The sequence below is a fragment of the Paenibacillus sp. TAB_01 genome, assembly GCF_043945595.1.
Lineage (GTDB): Bacteria > Bacillota > Bacilli > Paenibacillales > NBRC-103111 > Paenibacillus_S.
Map to the genome: position 1 here is coordinate 5,331,183 of NZ_JBIFNP010000001.1, position 21,760 is coordinate 5,352,942.

Annotated in this window: 15 protein-coding genes and 1 pseudogene; 2 read left to right on the forward strand and 14 right to left on the reverse strand. The window is 54.0% G+C overall.

Going from position 1 to position 21,760, the window contains the following annotated elements; all coding sequences use genetic code 11:
* Positions 1-91: 91 nt before the first annotated feature.
* The gene (locus ACHHV8_RS26035) at positions 92-4,948 is read right to left on the reverse strand and encodes an S-layer homology domain-containing protein (protein ID WP_395162296.1); all 4,857 of its coding nucleotides are present in this window, start codon (positions 4,946-4,948) and stop codon (positions 92-94) included.
* A gap of 463 nt (positions 4,949-5,411) precedes the next feature.
* Here ACHHV8_RS26035 and yhbH point away from each other — a divergent pair, with 463 nt between their 5' ends.
* The gene (gene yhbH / locus ACHHV8_RS26040) at positions 5,412-6,572 is read left to right on the forward strand and encodes a sporulation protein YhbH (RefSeq protein ID WP_395162297.1); all 1,161 of its coding nucleotides are present in this window, start codon (positions 5,412-5,414) and stop codon (positions 6,570-6,572) included.
* Entirely contained in the window at positions 6,569-7,996 is a 1,428-nt protein-coding gene (locus ACHHV8_RS26045; RefSeq protein WP_395162298.1) for a SpoVR family protein, read from the forward strand. Before yhbH ends, ACHHV8_RS26045 begins: the two co-directional genes overlap by 4 nt.
* A 43-nt stretch (positions 7,997-8,039) precedes the next feature.
* Here ACHHV8_RS26045 and ACHHV8_RS26050 read toward each other — a convergent pair whose 3' ends face one another.
* The 13 genes and pseudogenes from ACHHV8_RS26050 to ACHHV8_RS26110 form a co-directional block, all read right to left on the reverse strand.
* Positions 8,040-9,116 (reverse strand): sensor histidine kinase, encoded by a 1,077-nt coding sequence (locus ACHHV8_RS26050; RefSeq protein WP_395162299.1) that lies wholly within the window; start codon positions 9,114-9,116, stop codon positions 8,040-8,042.
* Positions 9,106-9,792: a response regulator transcription factor gene (locus ACHHV8_RS26055; RefSeq protein ID WP_395162300.1), complete on the reverse strand. Its 687-nt coding sequence runs from the start codon at positions 9,790-9,792 to the stop codon at positions 9,106-9,108. Before ACHHV8_RS26055 ends, ACHHV8_RS26050 begins: the two co-directional genes overlap by 11 nt.
* Before the next feature lie 312 nt (positions 9,793-10,104).
* Positions 10,105-10,938 carry a carbohydrate ABC transporter permease gene (locus ACHHV8_RS26060; RefSeq protein ID WP_395162301.1) on the reverse strand — a complete coding sequence of 278 codons (834 nt, stop codon included), beginning with the start codon at positions 10,936-10,938 and terminating at the stop codon, positions 10,105-10,107.
* Positions 10,935-11,813: a carbohydrate ABC transporter permease gene (locus tag ACHHV8_RS26065; RefSeq protein ID WP_395162302.1), complete on the reverse strand. Its 879-nt coding sequence runs from the start codon at positions 11,811-11,813 to the stop codon at positions 10,935-10,937. Before ACHHV8_RS26065 ends, ACHHV8_RS26060 begins: the two co-directional genes overlap by 4 nt.
* Before the next feature lie 91 nt (positions 11,814-11,904).
* Positions 11,905-13,182, reverse strand: coding sequence for an ABC transporter substrate-binding protein (locus ACHHV8_RS26070; protein ID WP_395162303.1), 1,278 nt, complete (start codon positions 13,180-13,182; stop codon positions 11,905-11,907).
* 98 nt (positions 13,183-13,280) lie between these two features.
* A complete protein-coding gene (locus ACHHV8_RS26075; protein WP_395163632.1) occupies positions 13,281-13,772 on the reverse strand; it encodes a helix-turn-helix transcriptional regulator in 492 nt (163 codons plus the stop codon).
* Between the two features lie 793 nt (positions 13,773-14,565).
* Positions 14,566-14,850 (reverse strand): annotated as a pseudogene (locus ACHHV8_RS26080) (response regulator); the annotation flags it as partial.
* Positions 14,831-16,633, reverse strand: a complete 1,803-nt coding sequence (locus ACHHV8_RS26085; protein WP_395162304.1) for a sensor histidine kinase — start codon at positions 16,631-16,633, stop codon at positions 14,831-14,833. The pseudogene ACHHV8_RS26080 and the gene ACHHV8_RS26085, both read right to left, overlap by 20 nt.
* A 229-nt stretch (positions 16,634-16,862) precedes the next feature.
* Complete coding sequence (locus ACHHV8_RS26090) at positions 16,863-17,798, reverse strand: aromatic acid exporter family protein (protein WP_395162305.1); 936 nt, start codon at positions 17,796-17,798, stop codon at positions 16,863-16,865.
* A gap of 581 nt (positions 17,799-18,379) precedes the next feature.
* Entirely contained in the window at positions 18,380-18,724 is a 345-nt protein-coding gene (locus tag ACHHV8_RS26095; RefSeq protein WP_395162306.1) for a helix-turn-helix domain-containing protein, read from the reverse strand.
* A gap of 518 nt (positions 18,725-19,242) precedes the next feature.
* Entirely contained in the window at positions 19,243-19,689 is a 447-nt protein-coding gene (locus ACHHV8_RS26100) for an FGGY-family carbohydrate kinase (RefSeq protein ID WP_395162307.1), read from the reverse strand.
* Complete coding sequence (locus tag ACHHV8_RS26105) at positions 19,578-20,750, reverse strand: FGGY family carbohydrate kinase (protein ID WP_395162308.1); 1,173 nt, start codon at positions 20,748-20,750, stop codon at positions 19,578-19,580. Before ACHHV8_RS26105 ends, ACHHV8_RS26100 begins: the two co-directional genes overlap by 112 nt.
* 42 nt (positions 20,751-20,792) lie before the next feature.
* On the reverse strand, positions 20,793-21,737 hold the full coding sequence (locus ACHHV8_RS26110) for an ABC transporter permease (protein WP_395162309.1): 945 nt from the start codon (positions 21,735-21,737) through the stop codon (positions 20,793-20,795).
* Between the last annotated feature and the right edge of the window lie 23 nt (positions 21,738-21,760).

Below are 21,760 nucleotides of genomic sequence, written 5' to 3' on the forward strand. Positions count from 1 at the left end.
CCATGAAAGCTCCGGCAGACTTTGCAGCGGGTCAAACTTAACTTAAAATTCGATGGGGATTACGGCTCCACCGCCGTTTTCGTTCCCCATTTTATTTCGTAAATTGAAGCTTGGCGAGCATCCGGTTTAAAATCACCGCGCTCTGAGCTCGCGTAGCCGTTGCTGTCGGATCGAATAAGTCCGATCCCACACCATCGACGATTTGCATGCCGGCCATGCCCAGGATGGATTCCTTCGCCCAAGCCTCCATTTTCTGCTCGTCGGCAAAGGCTGTCTTTTGGCTGGTGCCGCTGTCATAAAAGCCGGCAAACTGCATGGCGCGGTAAATCATGACCGCCATTTCCTGGCGGGAAATCAGCTGATCCGGACGGAACGACTGGTCGTCATATCCGCCGACGATCCCGGCTTCCGCCGCAGCGTATACCTGGCCCTCAAACCAATCCCCGGTATGCACATCGGTAAACGAATGCATGGATGCAACGTCTGCCTTCAGCCCCAGCGCCCTGGCAAGCAAGGCGGCAAATTCTGCGCGGGTGACCGCTTGATCCGGACGGAATTCATCCTGGGATACGCCTTGGACAATCATTCTATTCCCCATCGACTCGATATCCGCTTGGGCCCAATGATGCAGCGCGTCGCGGAAGGAAACGCTGTTTGCGAGCAGCAAATACGTGCTGTTCGTACGGCTGTAGATCGTAACTTCATTTCCCGCCGCCTTGAACGGAACGGGCTGGTATACAGCGTTGCCTTGACTGTCGGTTTCTACGCGGACGGCAGCCATATGCAAGCCGTTCGGCGTGCCCGTGCCCGCTCCCGCTTCAGCTTTTACAATTCGAGGCACATATTGGGTAAAGGAGACCAGCTCCACGCTTTTCCCATCTGCCGAATTCACCTTTAAAGTGAATTCGGCGGCGCCCAGCACCTGCCGGCCGGACGCCTCGGCCTGCTCGGCTGCAGCCTTATCCTTTGAAATGAATACTTCTACGCTAACTTGCTCCGCCGGTACTCCAAGTGCAGAGGCAAGCTCTTGCAGTTGGAGCTGCTGCACAGGCAGCTCATAGCTGCCAAACGGCGTATCTACGCTGATCGTATGAAGGCCGGAGGCGGAAGCCAACTTTTGCAAAGCGCTGTTGGTGAGCGTAACGACAGCCGCTTCAGCGGTCGTTCCCTGCCCCGGCTCCACAACCAGCTTGATCCGGCCGCTATCGTTATTTTGCAGCGCGTCGGTGAGGGTCTGCCCGTCTGCCTCAGCTTGGGCGACCGATTGTCCGTCCACGTTCGCTATCGTCGTCTTAAGGGACACGCCAGCCTGACTCGTTGAGGCGCTCCCTGCTTCGATTGGCTCAGAAAGCGCAGACGCAGAGGAACCGCTACCGCCGGCGCTTGAATTATTGCCGCTTCCATGGGAGCGCGATCCGCTGCGGATCACTCCGATTTGATACGCCTTCTTGATGCCGCTCTCTGCCGTTACCTCAATGGTTATCGCGTTGTTCCCCACGTTCAAGCTTTGTCCGTACACGGCTCCGCTTACGCTGGCCGTCCCGTTAATTTTCAGCGAAGCAGCGGGATCTGCCGCTGTCGGCGTGACGTCGATACTGCTCACCGCGCTAGGCACGCTGACCGAGTAGCTTGTAATCCCAGCGTTAAATGCTGGAGTTAACGTGCCTGCGCTGACCGTCAGGCCACTCAAATCCGCATTGTTCGATTGCACTCCCGCGGCACGGTTGACGAGAAGGGTATACGTAGAAGGCGCCGCATAGACCGCCGAGGTCACGGGAATCACCTGAATCGTCACCGTATTTTCCCCAACGGCTAACGGGCTCAACGTATAGACGGAGCCGCTTACCGTAGCGGTTCCATTCACTTCAATCGCTGCGTCGGATGCAGCAGACGTTATATCTATGCTTGTCACCGCATGCGCTACGTTCACGGAGTAAGACGTTACATCAGGATCGAAGCTGATCGCTCCTTCGCTTACAGCCAGATTGGAGAGAACGGCAGCAGGCCATACCTCCTGGATTTGAAGCTGATCTGCTTTCAAATAATTATTGCCGTTATGGTTCACATTGTTGTTCAGCACCTGAATACCGCTGCCCGCTTGAATATTGATGCCGCCCGTATTTCCGGCGACCGTATTCCCGCTAATTTCTATAGCGCTCGGGTCTCCAGCCATATATTTGCCCCATGGGTTGGACGGATCATCGACCTTCGTATCTCCGTTATCATGGCCCAGATAGATGCCCCAGAAGCCCGTTCCGCTGTTATTCTCGATGATATTGTCTTTCATAAGGACGCCAATGGCATTTAAAATCTTGATTCCCGTGGCATTCGTGAATGTCGTATTCTTAATCGTATTGCGTTCCACGACCGTCGCCGGCTCGGGAACAGTAACCGTATCGCCCGGCGTTCCCATCGTTATGTTAATTCCGTCGCGCGTGTTGATAAGCGTGTTGTCGTGAATATAATTTCCCGGCCCCGTCGGGCCGTGATTGCTCGGTGCCGTTCCGCCCGTATTGCCAAGGCCGAGGCCGCCGCCCTGCACATTGGAAATCTCATTGTCATACACTTCGTTCAAATACTCGAACTCCCCGTGCAGATCGATGGAATCCAGCGCGGTGTTGTTAAACGTATTGCCGCGCACGACGTTGTTATGCGCATAATTTTGAATTAACGCCCCATGGCGCACGCGAACCTCGCCTGCATTCGGGCTGCCGAAGTAGTTGTTCTCGATCAAATTCCAACGCGGATCGTTCTCATAGCCGAGCATATTTTGCTTCGCGATCCCCTGGATTACTACGCCGTAACCGGCTCCGCTCGGCCCCATGTCCGTCGTGTTGCGGAATGTGCTGTTGCGCACAACGATATCATGGCTGCCGTCAATTCTTACTCCCATGCGGTAATATTTCTCTACCGTCACGTGGTCGATGGTTACATTGTAAGAGGTTGAATTATTCCCGCCGCTCTGAACTGTAATTCCGTTCTCTGGACCTCCCGCATATGGATTGTTTACCGTCGTGGACGTCGGGTATCTTGTGCCGCCGCCGTCATCCCAGACCGAGGTAATCGTCAGATCGGAAATTTGAATATGATTCTGGTTCGGCACTTTCAATACGGCGCTGTTCTTCACGCCATCCAGCGTGGTCTTCAGCACGGTGCCGTCCTGGCTTTGTCCTCGAAGGTTCACATTGGACTTCAACGTAAGGTTGGTCAAGCCGTCAAGCGTGGAATCCAAGAGGTAGGTGCCGTTAGGCAGATACACCTCGTCCCCCGGCTGAGCCGCCTGCAAAGCTGCGCGAATCGCTGCCGCCGCATCCGTCTGCCCTGCAGAATCGGCATTGTAGGGTGCAGCCGTCACATCTATGGTACGGCCTGTCACCGCATGCGGCGTATGAACGGCATGCACCGTTCCATCGGCGTTCGTAAGTCCGGGCTTTGTAAAATCGACCGCTCCCGGCGGACGTCCCGGAGGAATATTAGGAACAATAGCTACAGGCGTATCTCCTGTCGGGTAAGGAGGATACACTTTTACCTCGGTAAAGCTTGTAAAGGCGTTCGTCGTATTGCCATGACCTGTAATGCGCACATAGCGCGCTGCTTGCGGAGTAAAGCGGAAAGGCTGCATATCCAGCATCGTTACGCTGTATCCTGAAAATACCCGGTCCCATGCCGTACCGTCCGCGGAGAGGTCAATATCCAGGCTGGTCGCCCTTCCATCTCCGTTATAAAAGGCTACGCCTACATAACCGATGTTCAAAACCGAGCCCAGATCGTACTGGATCCAGGGATCGTTGGAGGAAGACCACCGTGTGTATAAATTGTCATCCGCCGTATTGGCCGCTACATTGCCGTCATCCCCGCTGGCGGTGACGCTATCGGGCTCAAGCGGATAAGCGTCCGGCGGAGACAGCAGGGTCGTTTTGGATAAAGACAAGCTGCCGCTGTCTGTCTTATTCCCGCCTGCATCAACCGCTTCAACCTTGAGCTGGTAAGTCTCGCCGGAAGTTAACCCGGTCAGCTTGTAATTATTGAACGGAGGCAGGCTCGTCCCCGACGAATCATTGCCCGGACTGGCGGCCGCAGGCACCGAAGCGATCAGACTGCCATTGTTATAAACGTTATACGACTTCACATAGGTATCCGCATCCCGGGCAGCCGGCCAAGCCAAAAGAATGAAATCGCTGCCAAGATTTGCTGCCTTAAGCTGATCTCCCGCATCCCAGAAAGGCGCGCTATTATCGGTCACCGCGGTCTGGACAATGAGTTGGGGCATGTTGGCGGCCGCGGATTCCTTGGAGTACAGGTTTACGCTGATGCTTTTCTTACTTTTGTCTCCGACCACAAAGGTGATGACATTGCTGCCTGCCGCCAAAAATCTTTTTACATAATCGGTCACATCGATTTGATATTTGGCCGGCGAGCTTGCATTCGGCGTCGTTACCGTAAACGAAGGCGAGGTTGCATTGTCGTCGTTCAGACAGCTTACCCCCGAGCCCGTCAACGACAAATTGTTCGCTGCCGCTAGGTTCCATGTTAGGGTGCTCTCGCTCCAATCCGCTGAGGAGCCGGCCGTCGTGCCTGCGGCACAGACGCTTAGCGGCGTGTTCGTCCCGCTGGAATTCATTTTTGCCGCCAAGGACAAGACGAACTGATATTGGGCATAGTCCGGGGCACTGACCAGATCCGGATCTACACTGAACTTGTACAGCACATCCATTTCCTTGGAGCCGCTGGACGATACGCTGTACAGGCCGGTGGAAGAACCGGTGGCTGCATTTAAATTTTTGTCGGCATTCGAGCTGTCGATCGCCGCATCGGCCGCCGCATTAGCTACCGAAATCGGAGTCGTCACTACCGCCGCAGAACCGGGCGGCGCAACGGCAAACCACTGCGCCAATAATAAAAAACAAACGATACCGCACCATCTTGACTTTACATTACGAAACAACATATTTCGCCTCCCTGTTCGTTACAAGCCATCTTTTTATGTATCCGCTTTCAATTGATTTCGTACCATTGTCCCGCTCAGATCCATCTCCTTTCCGAAATTGAAAATATTTCCTTTCCCTCTTTCCTTTGTACCATGAAAACGAAATCGGAATTTGTCCAAATTTTAGGCGCGGTTGTTGATTTTTTAGATCTGCCGGTAACTTTTCATCAGAAATAGGCACCTGTTCCCTCACATATCCCCCTGCAGCTTGAATATATTTAGTAACAAGCACTTTTTTTCTACCGGCAGCCTTGGTTTAACAAGAAATTACTGCAGCCAGGAGCCATGCCAGCTTGTTCATTGCTTCCCATCCCCATGTAACAATCTGCACCGATCAAGCGAGCCCGACCGGACCATGCTTACGATGCAGTCGCGAGTTTGTGTACGCGATTACCCAAGTACAACTTTCAGGAGGTGTCACCGGATGACTGAACCTTTATTTACCGTATCCAGAGAAGATTGGTCCTTGCATCGCAAAGGCTATCAAGACCAGACCCGCCACCAGGAGAAAGTACGTGAAGCGATTAAGCAGAACCTGCCTGATTTGGTGACGGATGAAAGCATCATTATGTCCGACGGCAAGCAGATCATTAAGGTGCCTATTAAGAGCCTTGATGAATACCGTCTCCGCTATAACTACAACAAGAGCAAGCATGTAGGGCAAGGGGACGGGGACAGTCAGGTCGGAGATGTGCTGGGAGTCGATCCTACTCCATCCTCCGGCGCAGGCAAGGGCGAGGGGGCCGGCGATCAGCCGGGAGACGATTATTACGATGCGGAAGTTCAGATGGAGGAGCTGCAGACGATGCTCTTCGAAGAGCTGGAGCTGCCGAACCTGCAGCAGAAGGAGAAAGAAAATATTACGACCAAAGAAACAATTTTCAACGATATCCGAAAAAAAGGAATCATGTCCAATATCGACAAGAAGCGGACGATTCTCGAAAACCTCAAGCGCAACGCAACCTCCGGCATTCCGGGCATTCACGGGATTAACCCGGATGATCTGCGGTTCAAGACGTGGGAGGAGATCATTACTCCGCAGTCCAACGCGCTCATTATCGCAATGATGGATACGTCCGGTTCGATGGGTTCCTTTGAAAAATATATCGCGCGCAGCTTTTTCTTCTGGATGACCCGCTTTCTGCGCACCAAGTATGAGCATGTCGAGATTGTCTTTATCGCACACCATACCGAGGCCAAGGAAGTGACCGAGGAAGAATTTTTCACCAAAGGCGAAAGCGGCGGTACGATCTGCTCTTCCGCTTACCAGCTTGCCGTCGACCTGATCGACCGGCGCTACTCTCCGTCCCGCTATAACATTTATCCGTTCCATTTCTCCGACGGCGACAACCTGACCTCCGATAACGAACGGTGCGTCAAGCTTATCGGCGAGCTGATCAAACGCTCCAATCTGTTCGGCTACGGGGAAGTGAATCAATACAACCGCAGCAGCACGCTCATGTCCGCCTACCGCAATCTGCACGATCCGAAGTTCGTCCACTATGTCATCCGCGAGAAAGGCGAGGTCTACAAGGCGCTTCGCACCTTTTTCCCTAAATCTGCGGAAGGGAGAATCGCCCGATGAGAGCCGACGAAATCAAGGATCTGGAATACGCTATCGCCGAAATTACCGAAGTGGCTGACGGGTTCGGTCTGGACTACTATCCGATGCGCTACGAGATCTGCCCGGCCGATATCATTTATACGTTCGGCGCCTACGGGATGCCGACCCGGTTCAGCCATTGGAGCTTCGGCAAAACCTTTCACAAGATGAAGATGCAGTACGATTTCGGGTTAAGCAAAATTTACGAGCTGGTCATCAACTCTGATCCCTGCTACGCCTTCTTGCTGGACGGCAACTCGCTCATCCAGAACAAGCTGATCGTCGCGCACGTGCTGGCGCACTGCGACTTCTTCAAGAATAACGTGCGCTTCTCCAAGACCAACCGCAACATGGTCGAGAGCATGTCCGCTACGGCCGAGCGCATCCGTCAATACGAAATCCTGTACGGCACCGAGGAAGTCGAAAAATTCATCGATGCGGTGCTGGCCATTCAGGAGCATGTCGATCCGACAATCGTGAAGCCTTATGAAGGCGGAAGGTTCGGCAAGGATAAAGAAGCCTCGGCGAAACAGGCTTCCCCCGAGCGCAAGCTGGGCTATGAGGATTTATGGGACCTGGATACCCTGGGGCGTGCCAAAAACGACCAGAAGCAGGAACCGACCAAATTCCCGCCCAAGCCGGAAAAGGATCTGGTCCTGTTCATCGAAGAGCATGCGCCTTACATGACCGAATGGCAGCGCGACATTATGACGATGCTGCGGGACGAGATGCTGTACTTCTGGCCGCAGCTGGAGACCAAGATCATGAACGAAGGCTGGGCATCCTACTGGCATCAGCGCATCCTGCGCGAGCTGGATCTGACCGAGACCGAAACGGTCGAATACGCGAAGCTGAACTCGTCGGTCGTCGTGCCCTCGCGTCACAGCCTCAATCCGTATTATCTCGGCTTGAAAATTTTCGAGGACATCGAGAAGCGCTGGGATAACCCGACGCCGGAGGAGCGCGAACGCCACGGCCGCAAGGGCGGCGAAGGACGGCAAAAAATATTCGACGTACGCGAATACGATTCGGATTTATCCTTTATCCGCAACTACATGACGAAGAAGCTGTGCGATGAGCTGGATTTGTATGTATTTGAGAAAAAGGGGCCCGAATGGAAAATTACGGATAAAACGTGGATGAACATCCGTGATACGCTCGTCTATTCCCGCGTCAACGGCGGCTTCCCTTACATTGTCGTGGAAAACGGCAACTATGAGAAGAACGGCGAGCTGTACTTGAAGCATGCTTACGAGGGCGTGGAGCTGGATTTGAAATATGTGGAGCGAGCCATTCCCTATATTCACTACTTATGGGGACGCACCGTCCATCTGGAAACGGTCGTCGAGTCCAAGCCCGTCTTGTTCACCTACGACGGGAAGAAGCATAACCGGAAGTTTCTGTAACCCGATTCCGCCGCGGCAGCCTTAATTGTGAGGATGCCGCGGCTTATTTTATCGTCACAGGCAGCTCAATGCTGAATGTAAACACCCCGGAAACATGGGTAAGCGCAATGCTCCCTCCGTGGAGCTCGATAATATTTTTAGCAATGGAAAGACCGAGCCCGGAGCCCGCTTGAACCGTCTGTCCGCTCCTGGATTCGTCCGCCATATAGAAGCGGTCAAACAGATGCCGCTCCTGCTCCTCGCTGATGGGCCTTCCCTTATTCTGCAGCGTAATGATCAGACGCGATCCGCTGCTTTGTAAAGAAACGGCGATCTGCCCGGGCTTCACCGAAAACTTCAGCGCGTTCATCAACAAATTATCCATCGCCCGGGCGAATTTCTCGATATCGATGCAGGCTTCGACATGTTCATGGGGCAGTTCCTGGTGAAGGTCAAGCTCATGCTCCTGGGCAATCGGCTTGAATTCGAACAGCAGCTGTTCCAGCAGCTCCTTCATATTTATCGTTTGCATGGATAGCTTCGGATTGCCGGACGTCAGGCGGGTATATTCGAACAAATCGTCGATGAGCTTTTTTAACTGAACCGCTTTGTTGTGCGTGTTTTGAATAAAGCGGTCCTGCTCCGCCTGGCTGTGGTACGACTTGTTCTGCAGCAGATCCAAATACCCGATGATGCTCGTCAGCGGAGTCCGCAGATCGTGGGAGATGCCTGTGATCAGCTCCATTTTGGACTGCTCGATTTCGCGTTCCTTCTGAATCTTCCGGTCCAGCTGCTTCGCCATCTCATTGATGTTCCTCGCTACTGTACCTAACTCGTCTTCCTGCAGCACCGGTACCCGGTAATTCAGATTTCCTTCGGCAATCCGAATAAGTCCGTCTGAAATAATAAGCAAATAGTTGACCGTAAGACGGGTAAACAAATAAAAAGAGATAAAAAACGCGAAGGTGAACGCAAACAAAGGGATATAAAACAGCTGGTATCCGTGCTCCAGCCGGTTCGTCACATTGGCCGCAAGGATCGTTACCACAAGGGCAATAATCAAGCTGAAGCCCAGGTACCAGAACATCCTCAAGCGGATGCTTTTTTGACCGGTGACGGTTTGCATAAGCTTATTTTTCAATTTTATACCCTACTCCCCACACGGTCTTAATATAGCGCGGCTCCCTCGGGCTGTCCCCCATTTTCTCCCGCAGGTTTCGAATATGCACCATTACCGTATTGTCCGAGTAGCCGGACGGTTCGTTCCATACCCGCTCATAAATTTTGTCCGCGCTGAATACCTGCCCCGGATGAGAAGCCAGCAGCTCCAGAATCGAGAACTCAAGCGGTGTAAGCGAAATTTCCTTGTCCTTTAAAAAGACCGTATGCCGGTCCTTGTTGATCGTTAGATCCTGAACCATCAGCTCGGCGGCAGCATCAGCCGATTTCATGCCATAGCTCTGCCTGCGGAATTGCGCCTTGACCCGGGCCAGCAGCTCCAACGGGTTGAACGGCTTCGTCACGTAATCGTCGGCGCCCGTCGAAAGCCCAGTAATTTTATCGATATCCTCTTCTTTTGCGGACAGCATAATAATGGGAATATCGGAGCTCTCGCGGATTTTCAAGCACGTCTTGATCCCGTCCAGCCGGGGCATCATGACATCCAGAATCAGCAGCTGTACCGGATGGGCTTTCAACAGCTCCAGAGCCTGGATGCCATCCTCCGCTTCCAGCACCTGATAGCCTTCGTTTCGCAAATAAATATGAATGACATCCCGAATCTCGGAATCGTCATCCACAACCAATACCGTTTGCATACGATCTGCTCCTTTTTAACAAAAAATTCATGCTCATTAGTGTCCGATAAACGGCCATCGTTCATGCATGAAATGAGCGTTCCTCCTATTGTATATAAAATTTGTGAACCATTCAGCGGCATAAATCTAAAGGTTTTCTTAAGTATAAGCTTGGCAGCGAGCTGCTTTTCTCCATCCGAGCTTATAAAATAACCCCACAAAGTGAGGCTTACGCTTCGAAGCGGATTCGGGTACTTTGCGGGGACCCCGAAAAAATCAAAAAAACGCCTTGCGGCGTTCCTTGAATATCTTATTTACGGCCTTGAGCCAGGCTCAGCCTTTCACAGCTCCTGCCGTAATTCCTTGTATAATGTAGCGCTGCATAAATAAGAAGAACAGCATGATCGGCACAACAGCCATCGTCAGCGCGGCCATCGCCAGGTGCCACTCGTTCGTGTACTGCCCGAAATAAACGGAAGAAGCGAGCGGAATCGTCTGATTCTTCTTCGAGCTGAGCATAATCAGCGGCAGCAGGAAATCGTTCCAGATCCACAGCGAATGCAGAATCGCAATCGTCGTCGTAATCGGCTTAAGCAGCGGCAGCAAAATCCGGAAATAGACGCCGAACGTCCCGCTACCATCGATATGGGCCGCTTCCTCCAGCTCGCGCGGAATCGACTTGATGAATCCGTGGTACAGGAACAGCGCAAGCGGAATGCCGAAGCCCCAATACATAAGGATAATACCGTACAGCGTATTGATCAGGTGCAGCTCCTTGGCCACCTTCACAAGCGGAATCATCATCGTTTGAAACGGAATGACGAGCGAGGACAGGATAGCTAGAAAAATAATCTGGCTGACCGGCCCCGGTCTGCGCACCAGCTGATAGGCGGCTGCCGAGCTGATCAGCAGAATGCCGCCGACCGACACGGCCGTAACGATCAGGGAGTTCATAAAAACGCCGAGGAAGCGGATCTGCTTCCAGACGACGACAAAGTTCTGAAACTGGAACACATGCGGCAGGGCAACGGTAGAAGTAACGACCTCGTTATACGTCTTGAAGCCGTTGACGAACGTCATATACAGCGGAAAGAAAACCAGGAGAGCCAGAACAATCATCAGCAGCTCCAAAATAAATTTGCCCGGCGAATACCGATCCCGTATCACATCTCCACCTCCCTGCGTTTCATAACGGCAACCTGAATGAGCGTAATAGCGGCAAGCACCAGGAAAAACACGACCGCCTTCGCGGATGCATACGTAAACAGATTTTTCGTAAAGGCATCCAGATAAATATGATAGGCCAGCGACTCCGTCGTGCCGAACGGACCGCCCTTAGTCAAGGCGAAGTTCAGATCGAAGCCTTTGAACCCGTTTGAAATTGCGAGGAACAGGTTAATCGTCATCGCCGGACGAATCAGCGGAAGCACGACATGCCGGAATCGGGTGAGGCGGCCCGCCCCGTCCATTTCGGCTGCCTCCAGCATATCCTTAGGCACGCCCTGCAGCGCAGCCAGGTAAATGACCATGAAATAACCGGCGGAATGCCAGATCGTCACGATGACAAGCGACCAGAACGCGTAGTCCGGCAGGCTGAGCCAGTTTTTTTGCAGCAGCTCGATGCCGGCCGCTTTACCTACTTCACTGAACAAACGGGTAATGATGAACTGCCATATAAAACCGATAATGACCGGACCGATAACATAAGGCAGAAAAAAGATTGTGCGAAGAAAATTTCGGGTTTTAAGCGCAAGATTCAATACCAAAGCCAGCGCCAGCCCTGTGATATTAAGCAGAATCGTGGTGGCTGCCACATATTTAACTGTAAATGCGAACGATTTCATAAATCCGGTGTCGCCGATCATCTTGGTGTAATTGCTCCAGCCCGCCCAGCGGATATCACTGCTGATACCGTTCCAATCCTGAAATGAGAACACTATGGCTCGCATAAAGGGAACTAGAATCACCATCGTGAAAAAAATCACCGCTGGCGCTACGAAAGCCGCATAGGTCAACAGCTGCCGGGTTTTCATCGTCGTCATGGCTTCCTCCTTCTCTGTCCTGAAAACAGACGGTGCACGGCCCCCGAGTGTGAACGGAAGCCATGCACCAGGTCGTCTTTCCAGGATCAGGTTATTTTTTTACGCGTTCGTTCCAAATTTTTTGCACTTCCGCAAGCGCCTGCTCCTTGTTCAGCTGTCCGCCGACGTATGCCTGCAGCGGCTTCGCAAACTCCTGGTTCGAGCCGGACGGCCACAGCGTGTGCGCCCAAGGCACCGTTTGGTTCTTCTCTACGTAGGAGCTCAGGTCCGCAGCCAGCGGTCCGAGGTCCGGCGTCGTTTTCAAGTCGGTGAAAGCCGGAATGAGCTTGAAGGAATCGACCAAATATTTTTGCCCGTTCTCGTGGATCCAGTTCAGGAACTTTTTGCTTTCTTCCAGGTTTTTGGAATTTTTATTAAGGACATAGTAGCCCGGAACCCCTACCGGCAGCTTCGTGTCGGCTGCGGTATCGTTCAGCGGAATCGCGAACATGCCCATTTTGATATTCGGGTTGATTTTCATAATCGAATCGATCGTCCACACGCCCTGCTGCATCATAGCCGTCTTGCCGGAGGAGAAATCGGATACCTGGTTGTCATAGCTGACCCCGACCGACTCGGCTCCTTTGCCATATTTGACCGTCATGTCGAGGACGTCGAAGAAGCCGTTCATATTGGCGACATCCGTGACTTTCTTCTCGCCTTTATTAATTTTGTCGATCATGCCGACCGGATCTTTCTCGTAAGCGTATGGAAGGTTGAACAAATGCTGGCCCAATACCCACCATTCTTTATAAGCTTCGGAGTAGGACGGAACGCCGACCGTCTTGAGCTTTTCGTTCACCTGCTTGAGCTCAGTCAAGGTTGTAGGCACTTTATCAATGCCGGCCTTGGCGAACAAGTCTTTATTGTAAATAAATCCGTAGCCTTCGAAAGCGACCGGGAAGCCCAGCTTTTTGCCGTTGACCGTCATGCCCTGTACCGCGGAAGGCGATACTTTGGACATCCATGGCTCGTTCGACAGATCGGCCAGCTTATCCGACCAATCGCTGATGTCGGTGAATGCCTTGGTCATAAATACGTCTGGGGCATCTCCCGAAGCAAATCGCGTTTTCAGCAGCGTCTCGTAATCGCTCGTTACCTGCGCCTCAATCACGACGTTCGGATGCGATGCCATATAATCAGCAGCCATAGCTTTGACCTTGTCGGTGATCTCCACTTTAAACTGCATCAGCTTAATCGTCGTCTTCTCTCCGCCGGCAGCCGCCTTGCCGCTCCCTGCATCCGGCTTCGCCTCGTCTCCTCCAGCACAGCCGACCACTCCGCTCATCAGCAGTGCAGTCACGGTAAACATGGATAACCATTTTTTCATCTCTGCGGTTCCCCCTTCAATGTTCTTGCTCGTTTCGTCCTTAGTTTACTAGGATAACCGAGTGAAGGGCAGATAATATTTTCGCCCAAAAAAGGAATCTATGAATGTCGCTGCTGCTTGCGGTATTGAAGCGGAGACAAGCCGGTCTGCTTTTTGAACACCTTGCCAAAATAGTTCTCATCGGCATAACCGAGCGCCTCGGCCATGTCCAGCACGGACATATCGGTATGGATCAGCAGCGATTTCGCCTTCTCCATCCGCAGCTCCGTCAGGTAGGTCATCACCGTCGTGTTGTACAGCTCCTTGAATTTCTTCGCGATATACTGCGGGCTGAAGTGGAACCGCTCGGACAGCACGGACAAGGACAGATCGTCTTGAAAATGACGGTGCATGTAATCTCGGATCGCCTGAATGCCCCGCGAGCTGAAGCCTTCGCCGCCCGTCTCCTCGATCAGTCTCCACCACTGCTGAATCATCAGCTTCTCCCATTCGTCCAAATCGCTGATCCAGACCGGGAGAAAAATATCCGCGGCGATCCGTTCGTCGCGGATCAGACGGCTCGCCTGCTCGAGCAGCAGGTTCGCTTCCATCGTGCAGGCCTGCAGCTCCTTGACGCTGAGCGTCCCCCGCTCCCGCAGCTGGCCCGTAAACGAGCGGATGATCTTCGCCGCATACGCCCGGTTCCTCGTTCTTGAGCGCCGTCTGCAGCAGCAGCTGACGGTCGGTCAGCCGCGGCGAAGGCTTGCCTGCATCGGCCTTGGACTCCGCGCCGCCTCCGAGCACGTCGCATCTCCACAGCGCGGCGCGCGCGGCGCCGATCGCCTGGGGCAGCGACTCCGCGGAAATCTCCGCGCCCGAATAGCCGAGCAGTACCCGCAGCCCCAGCGTCTTCCGCCACGCTTCGGCCAGCCGGTCCATATACCTCCGGTAATCTCCGGAGGAATGAGCGCTGCCTGCCGAGGTGAGCAGCAGCCACTGGTAATCATCGAGACGGCACAGGTAATGCGTGCCGTAAGGCTTCAAGGTCTCGTGGGCAATATTGTTCACCGCGAAGACGAACAGCTCCCCATCGCCGAAGAACCGTTTCTCCACGAGTCCCATCCGGTTGCAGGGCAGCACCAGCGCTGCGCCGAGCCGGTCCGTCGGCAGTCCGACTTTATACAGCAGCCCGCGGATGCCCTCGTGGAAGGCGATGTCTCCCTTGAAAAAGACGGACAGCTTCTGCTCGTCCAACAGCGCATCGGCCCGGCGAACGCGGTCCCCCTTGTCCCTCTCCGTCTGCTGGCTGTTCTCCCGCTCCCTGCATACGGCGACGGCGCGGGAGAGCGCTTGCTCCAGATCGCTTTTGCGGAACGGCTTCAGCAAATAATCGACGCCGCCCGCCTGGATGGCCGCACGGGTATACGGAAAGCTGTCGTAGCCGCTCACCACGATCACCTGCGTCTCCCATCCTTCCTCGCGAAGCAGGCGCAGCAGCTCGGTGCCGTCCATGCCCGGCATGCTCATATCGCAGAACAATATCGCAGGCCGGTGCTGGCGGATCAGCTCCATGGCCTGCCGGCCATCCTCCGCCATCAGGCGTTCGGTCACGCCGAACCGCTCCCAATCGACGGACAGCTCGATGCCTTCCCTTACATGCTCCTCGTCGTCAGCTATCAATACTTTCATCAGGCGGCAGCCTCCTTGTCGTTTCAATCGTGAGTGGAATGCGAAGCGTAATGACCGTCGCTTCGTAAGGTGTGCTCTGCAGGTCCCAATCGAAGTCCGGCTCATACTGCAAGCGAAGCCGCTGCAGCACATTGATCAGGCCGATCCCCCGTTCCTGCCCGGTATGCAGCTGGCTCGCGGCATATTCCCGGCGAATGCGTCCAATCGTCTCCGCATCCATTCCTTTGCCATTATCCATTACCCGGATGCACAGCTGCTCGGACGTCCGCTCCACGGCAATATGCAGCGTCTCGGAGCCTTTGCCCTTCTCCATGCCGTGAACGATACTGTTCTCGACCAGCGGCTGCAGGATCATCTTCGGCACCTGAACCTGCAGGGCGTCCGAAGGGCAGGTCAGCGTGTAGGACAGCTTATTTTTAAACCTGCCGGTTTGCAGGGACAAATAATGCTCGATATGCTGAATTTCTTTTTGCAGCGGCACGGTTTCGGTTTCGAAATCCATGCTGTAGCGCAGAATCGCGCCCAGCTCGGCAATTTTATCGCTGATTTCCTCCGAGCCGTGGCGAAGCGCCAGCGTCCCGATCGACTGCAGCGTGTTGTACAAAAAATGCGGATTGATTTGAGCTTGAAGCATTTTCAGGCGGGCGGTGGACAGCTCAAGCCGGTTGCGGTACTCCCGGTTCATCAGATCGTCCAGGTTTCCGACCATCGTGTGAAACCGGTGCTCCAGTACGCCTAGCTCGTCTATGCGCCCTTTGACCGGCTTCACCTCGAAGTTGCCGGTTTCCACCTGCGCAATAGTGCGAAGCAGCCGTTTGACCGGGGAGGTCGTCACATACGACAGAATGGAAGCGAGCACCAGCACGAAGGCTACGGCAATAAACTGGATAATCAGGGAGCGGTTCAAGGTGCGGTTCGCCGATTCATTCACCGCGGTGGCCGGAATGAACTTGACCAGCGTCAGCGGAAGCTCCATATACTGGTCCCTTACATAAATGAGCACGCCGCTGCGTCCGTTCCATTTGCCGTTAACCGAGCCGCGGTTCCCCTCCATCGAAATATTCAAGGCCCTCTCGTCTCCGGCCGGGCCCGCGGTCTCTTTCCCGCCGGTGGCATGCAGCAGCTGCATATCCTGCCGGATGTACAGGAACATCGTCTCGCCCTCGGAGGGCTCGGACACGGATAATGGCCGCATCAGTCGCTTGATTTCATCCATCCCCACATAGAGCGAGAGCATGCCCAGCACGGAACTGCTGGGATAATCGACCAGCGGCCGATGAAAGACAAGCACGCGGTCCTTTCCGATAGATGCGACCTCGTAGGCGTTTTCCCGCTCCCAGCCCTCTTCTTCCTGCTTAGGAATCGTCACGGTTGTCGGAGGAATGCTGATGCTGAGCTGACCGAGATCCGTTTTCGAATACGTCTGGCCCGTCATCGAGCTGACATACCGGACGGCGCGGAACTCCGGGCGGTTATTGTATATCCCCGATACCTTGTCGGTAATAAACAGCAGCTGGGCCGGGGGAGTCTCCTGCGATCTTAAGTAGCGCATTAACGTCTGATCGTGATAGAAGGACACGGATATATGATTCAGCTCATCCAAATATCGTTTGATATTGTCCATCCCGCCGTCCATCGTATTCTGATTCAGCTCGATCAGCTGACGCTCGACGGAGCGCGATGTCGTTTTGTAGGATATCATAATGGACAGGGACAGCGGAATGACGGCGGAGATAAGCATCCCGACCAGCAGCTTGGCGAACAAGCTTTTTTTAAGCCACAATGTAAACGCTCCCTTTAGGTTAAATTGGAATAAAGTTTATTCTCTCCTGACAGCTGTCGTCAATTCGAACATGCTAACACGAGAATAAACGGCTTTGCCGGCGATGTAAAGAATGTAAAGAATCCAGCGCTCCCCGGCTCCGGCACTTCCTGTTCGTAAAGAAAAAAAGCCCGTCCCTCATTCGTTCAGGGAACTGAGCTGCCCCGCCGGCAGACGGATCGTCTCGCTGTTAACCGATCGTTTTTATAAAAATTTCCAGTTCATTGGCCACCGCATACAAGCTGGCCCGGTTCTCGAATTCATGCCTCGTTTCCGGCAGCGGCAGCAGCTTATGATATTCCCGGATCGTTCTGAGACTCTCGTACATGGCATCCTTCGATTCGCTGCCGTTGATCAGATGCCGGCTCAGCTCTTCCATAAAGTCGCCGATGCGTATCCCCTGCTCCATCCTGACCGAGATTCGCGAAACGTACGGCAGCATTCGCTCCATAATTTCCAGCTGCTGCCGCTTGATTTCCATCCTATGATAAAAGAAATTTTCTTTATTGTTCAGCCACTGGTTCTCCATATCCATCATAACGAGCGGCCTGGCCTTCTTCAGCACGTCGGAGAGCATCAGCAGCTCCTTGCCGTCCCACAGCGTATAGCCTTCTTTCAAATAAGCGGCCATCTCGTGCAAAATAGCGCACAGCAGACGATTGGCCTCGTCCTTATACCGGGTCAGCTCCTTATCGATGCTCGGCATATACCAATTGATCAGCAGCGCGACCCCCAAACCAATGATCACGACCTGCAGCTCGTTCAAGAAAAAAGCAAGGTCCATCTTCCGGTGCATGTAAACATGCATCACGATGACCGAGCTGCTGGCAATCCCTTCATGAATGCGCAGCCGGACGCACAGAGGAATAAACAAGATCAGCAGAACGAGAAACGACAGCGGCGTATAGCCGATGAGCGCAAATAAAACGCTGGAGAAGCCGATGCTGAGCAGGCAGGCGATAAAGCGGCTGAGTACGGCATGGGCGGACTGCTTCCGTGACTTTTGAATGCACAGGAGCGTAAGAATTCCCGCAGCGGTGAAGTTGGTAAGCTGGAGCGTCTCCGCGATAAAAATAGAGACGCAGACCCCGATGGCTGTTTTTATCGTCCGAAAGCCTATTTTCATGTTGTTCACCCTCAGGATATTTGTTTTGGGTCTATTCTACATTGCTTTCACCAGATATGTAAATATAGTTCACATAAAATCAATATCATTCGCTTGATCAGCGCTTTTATTTGTACCGGTTTCGTACTAAAGCCAAACTTGTACGAACGCCTTGGATCTTTCCGGCTCCCTGCCACCTATGGGCATCCTGACCCAAAAAAAACCCGCCGTTCCTTCCTTGCAGAAGAAAGCGCGGACTTTCGATACAAGTACATCGGTAAAGGTCAAGCTTCCTTTCCAGTGCGCCTGCTCCTTATCTGCGTGGCAGATAGAAGGTCATCCTGCCGCTCGAAACACATCGGTATTAGCAGAAATTCTCGAAGAATACAGTTCAAAAGCATCTGCAGCAATCATCAGATGATCGCCTTGTTTAATTCTTGCTTTTTTCAACAGCCTCACCTCTTCTAATAGAATACAATCTGCTATTCGAAAGGTTCATAGATTGCTCAGGCATTGAATCGGCAGCGTATAAAAAAGGCACTTTGTATATAGTCCTACGGACTTGCAAAAAAAATACCGCAGCACCGGTAAAGGTCTGCGGCCTATCTGTGTCCGATCGCTTTGATCGCGAACATCTCAATCCCTTGCTCTACCATGCCCATCCAGTATTCGGCCGCCTCTTTGTCTGCGCAGTGCAGCTCCTTCAGCATCAGGGCAATCCGGTCGATTCGGGCGGATGTCCAATCGTCCACGTCGTCTTCTTCGTCTGCCTCCATGGGCAGCTCATGCTGCAATCTGCTTAACAATTCCAGCTGGATGGTCTGGGTTTTTCCCGTTTCCAGATTGCTTAAGTATACGGGCGAAACGCCCAATTCCTTTGCAAAATCGTTCAGTGCGATGCCTTTCTGCTGCCGGATTTGGCGCAGCTGCTGGCCGAATGAGCTCATGCCTCTTCCCCCTTGGCTTCCTCTTACCGTATTACCGTACAAGCCGGATTTTATCAGTATGGGTTTGTTTTCCTTTGGCTAATCATGGACATACAAGACTTTTAAAATCTTGGGGGAACCTATACGCTAAAGCCTCTTAAAATCCTGGGAAAACCTACGTTAAAGACTTTTAAAATCTTGGGAACCCATACGTTAGTGTGTTGGGAGGGAAGGAGGATGGGGCTGCAGCCGTTGTTGAAGTCGTGTTCCATTTGAATAGATTTAGAGGTGGGAACACGACTTCAAAGACGGCCCGTAAACTTTCCGCCCCATCCCCCTTCCCTCTTCTGATCTCCATTGTGCGGTCACTTCTACTTTCTTCAGTTCATTACTTTACTTCCATTTTGGCCCGCTTTCACTTTCTTTGGGTTATCCCTAGCCTGGCCGACCATTGCTTAAAAAAGACCCTTGGCTACGTCGTCATTGGATGACAAAGCCAAGGGTCTTTCTAAAGGGCAGCTTCGCGCTTTCATTGCCGCTTAGGGCTCCTGCAGTTGTTTCATCAGCGGATACAGTTTCAAGTACCGTTTGAATTTCGCTTCATACGCCTCCCGAAGCTCGGCCTGGGGCACGCAGCGCGTCCCGCTGTCCGGCAGCAAATGACGATGCTTGAAATCCTCATAAGACTCGGCCCAGCCCAGCTGGACGAAAGCGCAGGCCGCGGCGCCGAGCGCGGGCAGGTACTGCGCCGTCTGCGGGACGCGCAAAGGGCTGGCCAGAATATCGGAGATAATCTGGCACCACAGCCCGCTTTGGCTGCCGCCGCCGATCAGCGCGGCTTCGGTCAGCGGCGTGTCCGGCAGCAGGTAATCTTTTACCTGCCGGAGCGCAAAAGCGACGCCCTCGAGCACGGAGGCGCACAGCTCCGCCTTCGTCGTGTCGGCGCGCATGCCGACGAACGCCCCGAAGGCGTCCGGGTCCTGCACCGGGCAGCGCTCGCCGTGCAGGTACGGCAGGAACAGGACCGGGCTTCGCCCCGCTCCGCCCCGGCCGCCAGCCGCTCGAACGCCGCGTAGCGTTCGGACTCGGCTTCCGGCTCCGCGCCCGCTTGCGGAGCCAGCGTCTGCACGGCCCACTGGTGCACATTGCCCGCATTGAGCAGCGGGGCAATGGCGATGAACAGCCCGTCAGCCGGATGCGCAAGATGAAAGACGCCGCCCTCCCGGTAAGCGTGGCGGGGCGTTGAAACCGCCAGCCAGCCGGTTGTGCCGAGGTAGGAGTACACATCCGCCTCCTTCGTCACGCCTGCGCCGAGCGTGGTCGCTCCCGCATCGCCGACACCGGCGACCACAGGCGTTCCCTCGAGCCAGCCGGTCTGCTGCGCAGCTTCGCGCGTCACCGTTCCGGCGAGCGCATGAGAGGCTGTTATGCGGGGAAGCAGGCCCGCCTCAAGACCGACGGCGCTCAGCCATTCGCCGGCCCACTCCCGACGGCTTACATGAAACAAGCCGCTTGTTGAAGCGGTCGTCGGGTCGGTCACAGACTGTCCCGTCAATTTCCGGACGATGTAATCCTTCGAGCCGAACAGCACTCCCGCCGTCCCGGCATATGTGTCCGGCTCCCGTTCCTTCAGCCACAGCAGCTTCGCGAACGGAAACGTCCCGTCAAAATGGTTTCCGGTCACTTCCCGCATCGTATCCACTCCGATGACGGCCGCAATCCGTTCCGCCTCCTGCTGCGCTCTGGCGTCGGAGTACAGGATCGCCGGGCGCAGCGGCTCTCCCGCCGCGTCGATAGCCAACAGATCCTGCATTTGTCCGCTCATCGAGATGCAGACAATTTGCTCCGGGCGGATGCCCGCGCGGGTCCATTGGGAAGCGATGTGCAGCACCGCCTCCCACCATTCCGACGGATGCTGCTCTACCCGGCCGCCCTCCTGCCTTGTCGTCAGCGGAAAAGACGCCTCATGATGCATCTGCGCCTCCCGGTCGACCAGCACGCCTTTGGCCGCCGTCGTTCCTATATCGATCGATGCCACATAGTCCATTGTATGGTCACAGTCCTTCCTGCACAGCTACCAAGCCGGGAATCAGCGCGTCCCTTTGCCCATTCGCTGAATAATGACAGCCGCTATGACAATGATGCCTGTAATGACATCCTGTAAAAAAGACGGCACCTCCAATATCGTCAAGCCGTTCGCCAAAATCCCGATAATAGCGGCGCCTACGAACGTTCCCCAAATGTTCGGAATCCCTTCCTTAAAGGCCGTCATGCCAAGAAAAGCCGCCGCATAGGCGGGCAGGAACAGGCCGTTCCCTCCGGTCGGATGGGCGGAGCCGAGACGCGAGGACATCAGAATGCCCGTCAGGGCGGCGAGCAGCCCGGCAATTGCAAACGCCGCATTTTTGTTCCCCAATACGTTCACCCCGGCCACACGGGACGCCTGCTCATTGCCGCCAATGGCGTAAAGCCTGCGGCCGAAGGCGGTATTGGACATCACGTACCAGAACAAGACCGTAATCAGAAGCATGATGACGGAAAGCAGCGGAATACCGGCCCACTCGGTCTGTCCCAGGTAACGGAACGAATCGGGAATATTTTCGAAGACGGTCGCGCCCCCGGTCATCCAGAATGTAATCCCCCCGAGAACGGTTCCCATCGCCATTGTCGTTATGAAGGAAAGCACGCGGAATTTCGTAACGATCCAGCCGTTAATAAAGCCGATGACGGTACATACAATAAGCGGAGCCGCCAATACGGCTGCATAAGGATACCCGGCTACGGCCATTTTGGCTGCCATGACTCCGCCCAGGCTGGCGACCGCTCCGATCGAAAGATCGAATTCCCCGACCGCCATCACGATGGTAGCTCCTATGGCAATCATGACTAGAAACGAAATCTGCCGCGTAATATTGATAAAGTTGTCTACGGAAGCGAATGAATCCGGACTTAACACGCAAAAGCCGATCACAATCAAAACCGCGGCAATTAACGTTCCATTCGTTCTCAGCATGGATATTGCTTGTGTGTTCATGAAAAATCGGCTTCCTCCTTGTT

What these genes read in the sequence shown, in the direction of transcription:
- ACHHV8_RS26075 (WP_395163632.1), bottom strand. Translation starts at nt 13,772, where the DNA reads ATGGAAGCGAACCTGCTGCTCGAGCAGGCGAGCCGTCTGATCCGCGAC.
- ACHHV8_RS26070 (WP_395162303.1), bottom strand. Translation starts at nt 13,182, where the DNA reads ATGAAAAAATGGTTATCCATGTTTACCGTGACTGCACTGCTGATGAGC.
- yhbH (WP_395162297.1), top strand. Translation starts at nt 5,412, where the DNA reads ATGACTGAACCTTTATTTACCGTATCCAGAGAAGATTGGTCCTTGCAT.
- ACHHV8_RS26045 (WP_395162298.1), top strand. Translation starts at nt 6,569, where the DNA reads ATGAGAGCCGACGAAATCAAGGATCTGGAATACGCTATCGCCGAAATT.
- ACHHV8_RS26090 (WP_395162305.1), bottom strand. Translation starts at nt 17,798, where the DNA reads ATGAAAATAGGCTTTCGGACGATAAAAACAGCCATCGGGGTCTGCGTC.
- ACHHV8_RS26105 (WP_395162308.1), bottom strand. Translation starts at nt 20,750, where the DNA reads ATGGACTATGTGGCATCGATCGATATAGGAACGACGGCGGCCAAAGGC.
- ACHHV8_RS26065 (WP_395162302.1), bottom strand. Translation starts at nt 11,813, where the DNA reads ATGACGACGATGAAAACCCGGCAGCTGTTGACCTATGCGGCTTTCGTA.
- ACHHV8_RS26095 (WP_395162306.1), bottom strand. Translation starts at nt 18,724, where the DNA reads ATGAGCTCATTCGGCCAGCAGCTGCGCCAAATCCGGCAGCAGAAAGGC.
- ACHHV8_RS26035 (WP_395162296.1), bottom strand. Translation starts at nt 4,948, where the DNA reads ATGTTGTTTCGTAATGTAAAGTCAAGATGGTGCGGTATCGTTTGTTTT.
- ACHHV8_RS26055 (WP_395162300.1), bottom strand. Translation starts at nt 9,792, where the DNA reads ATGCAAACGGTATTGGTTGTGGATGACGATTCCGAGATTCGGGATGTC.
- ACHHV8_RS26110 (WP_395162309.1), bottom strand. Translation starts at nt 21,737, where the DNA reads ATGAACACACAAGCAATATCCATGCTGAGAACGAATGGAACGTTAATT.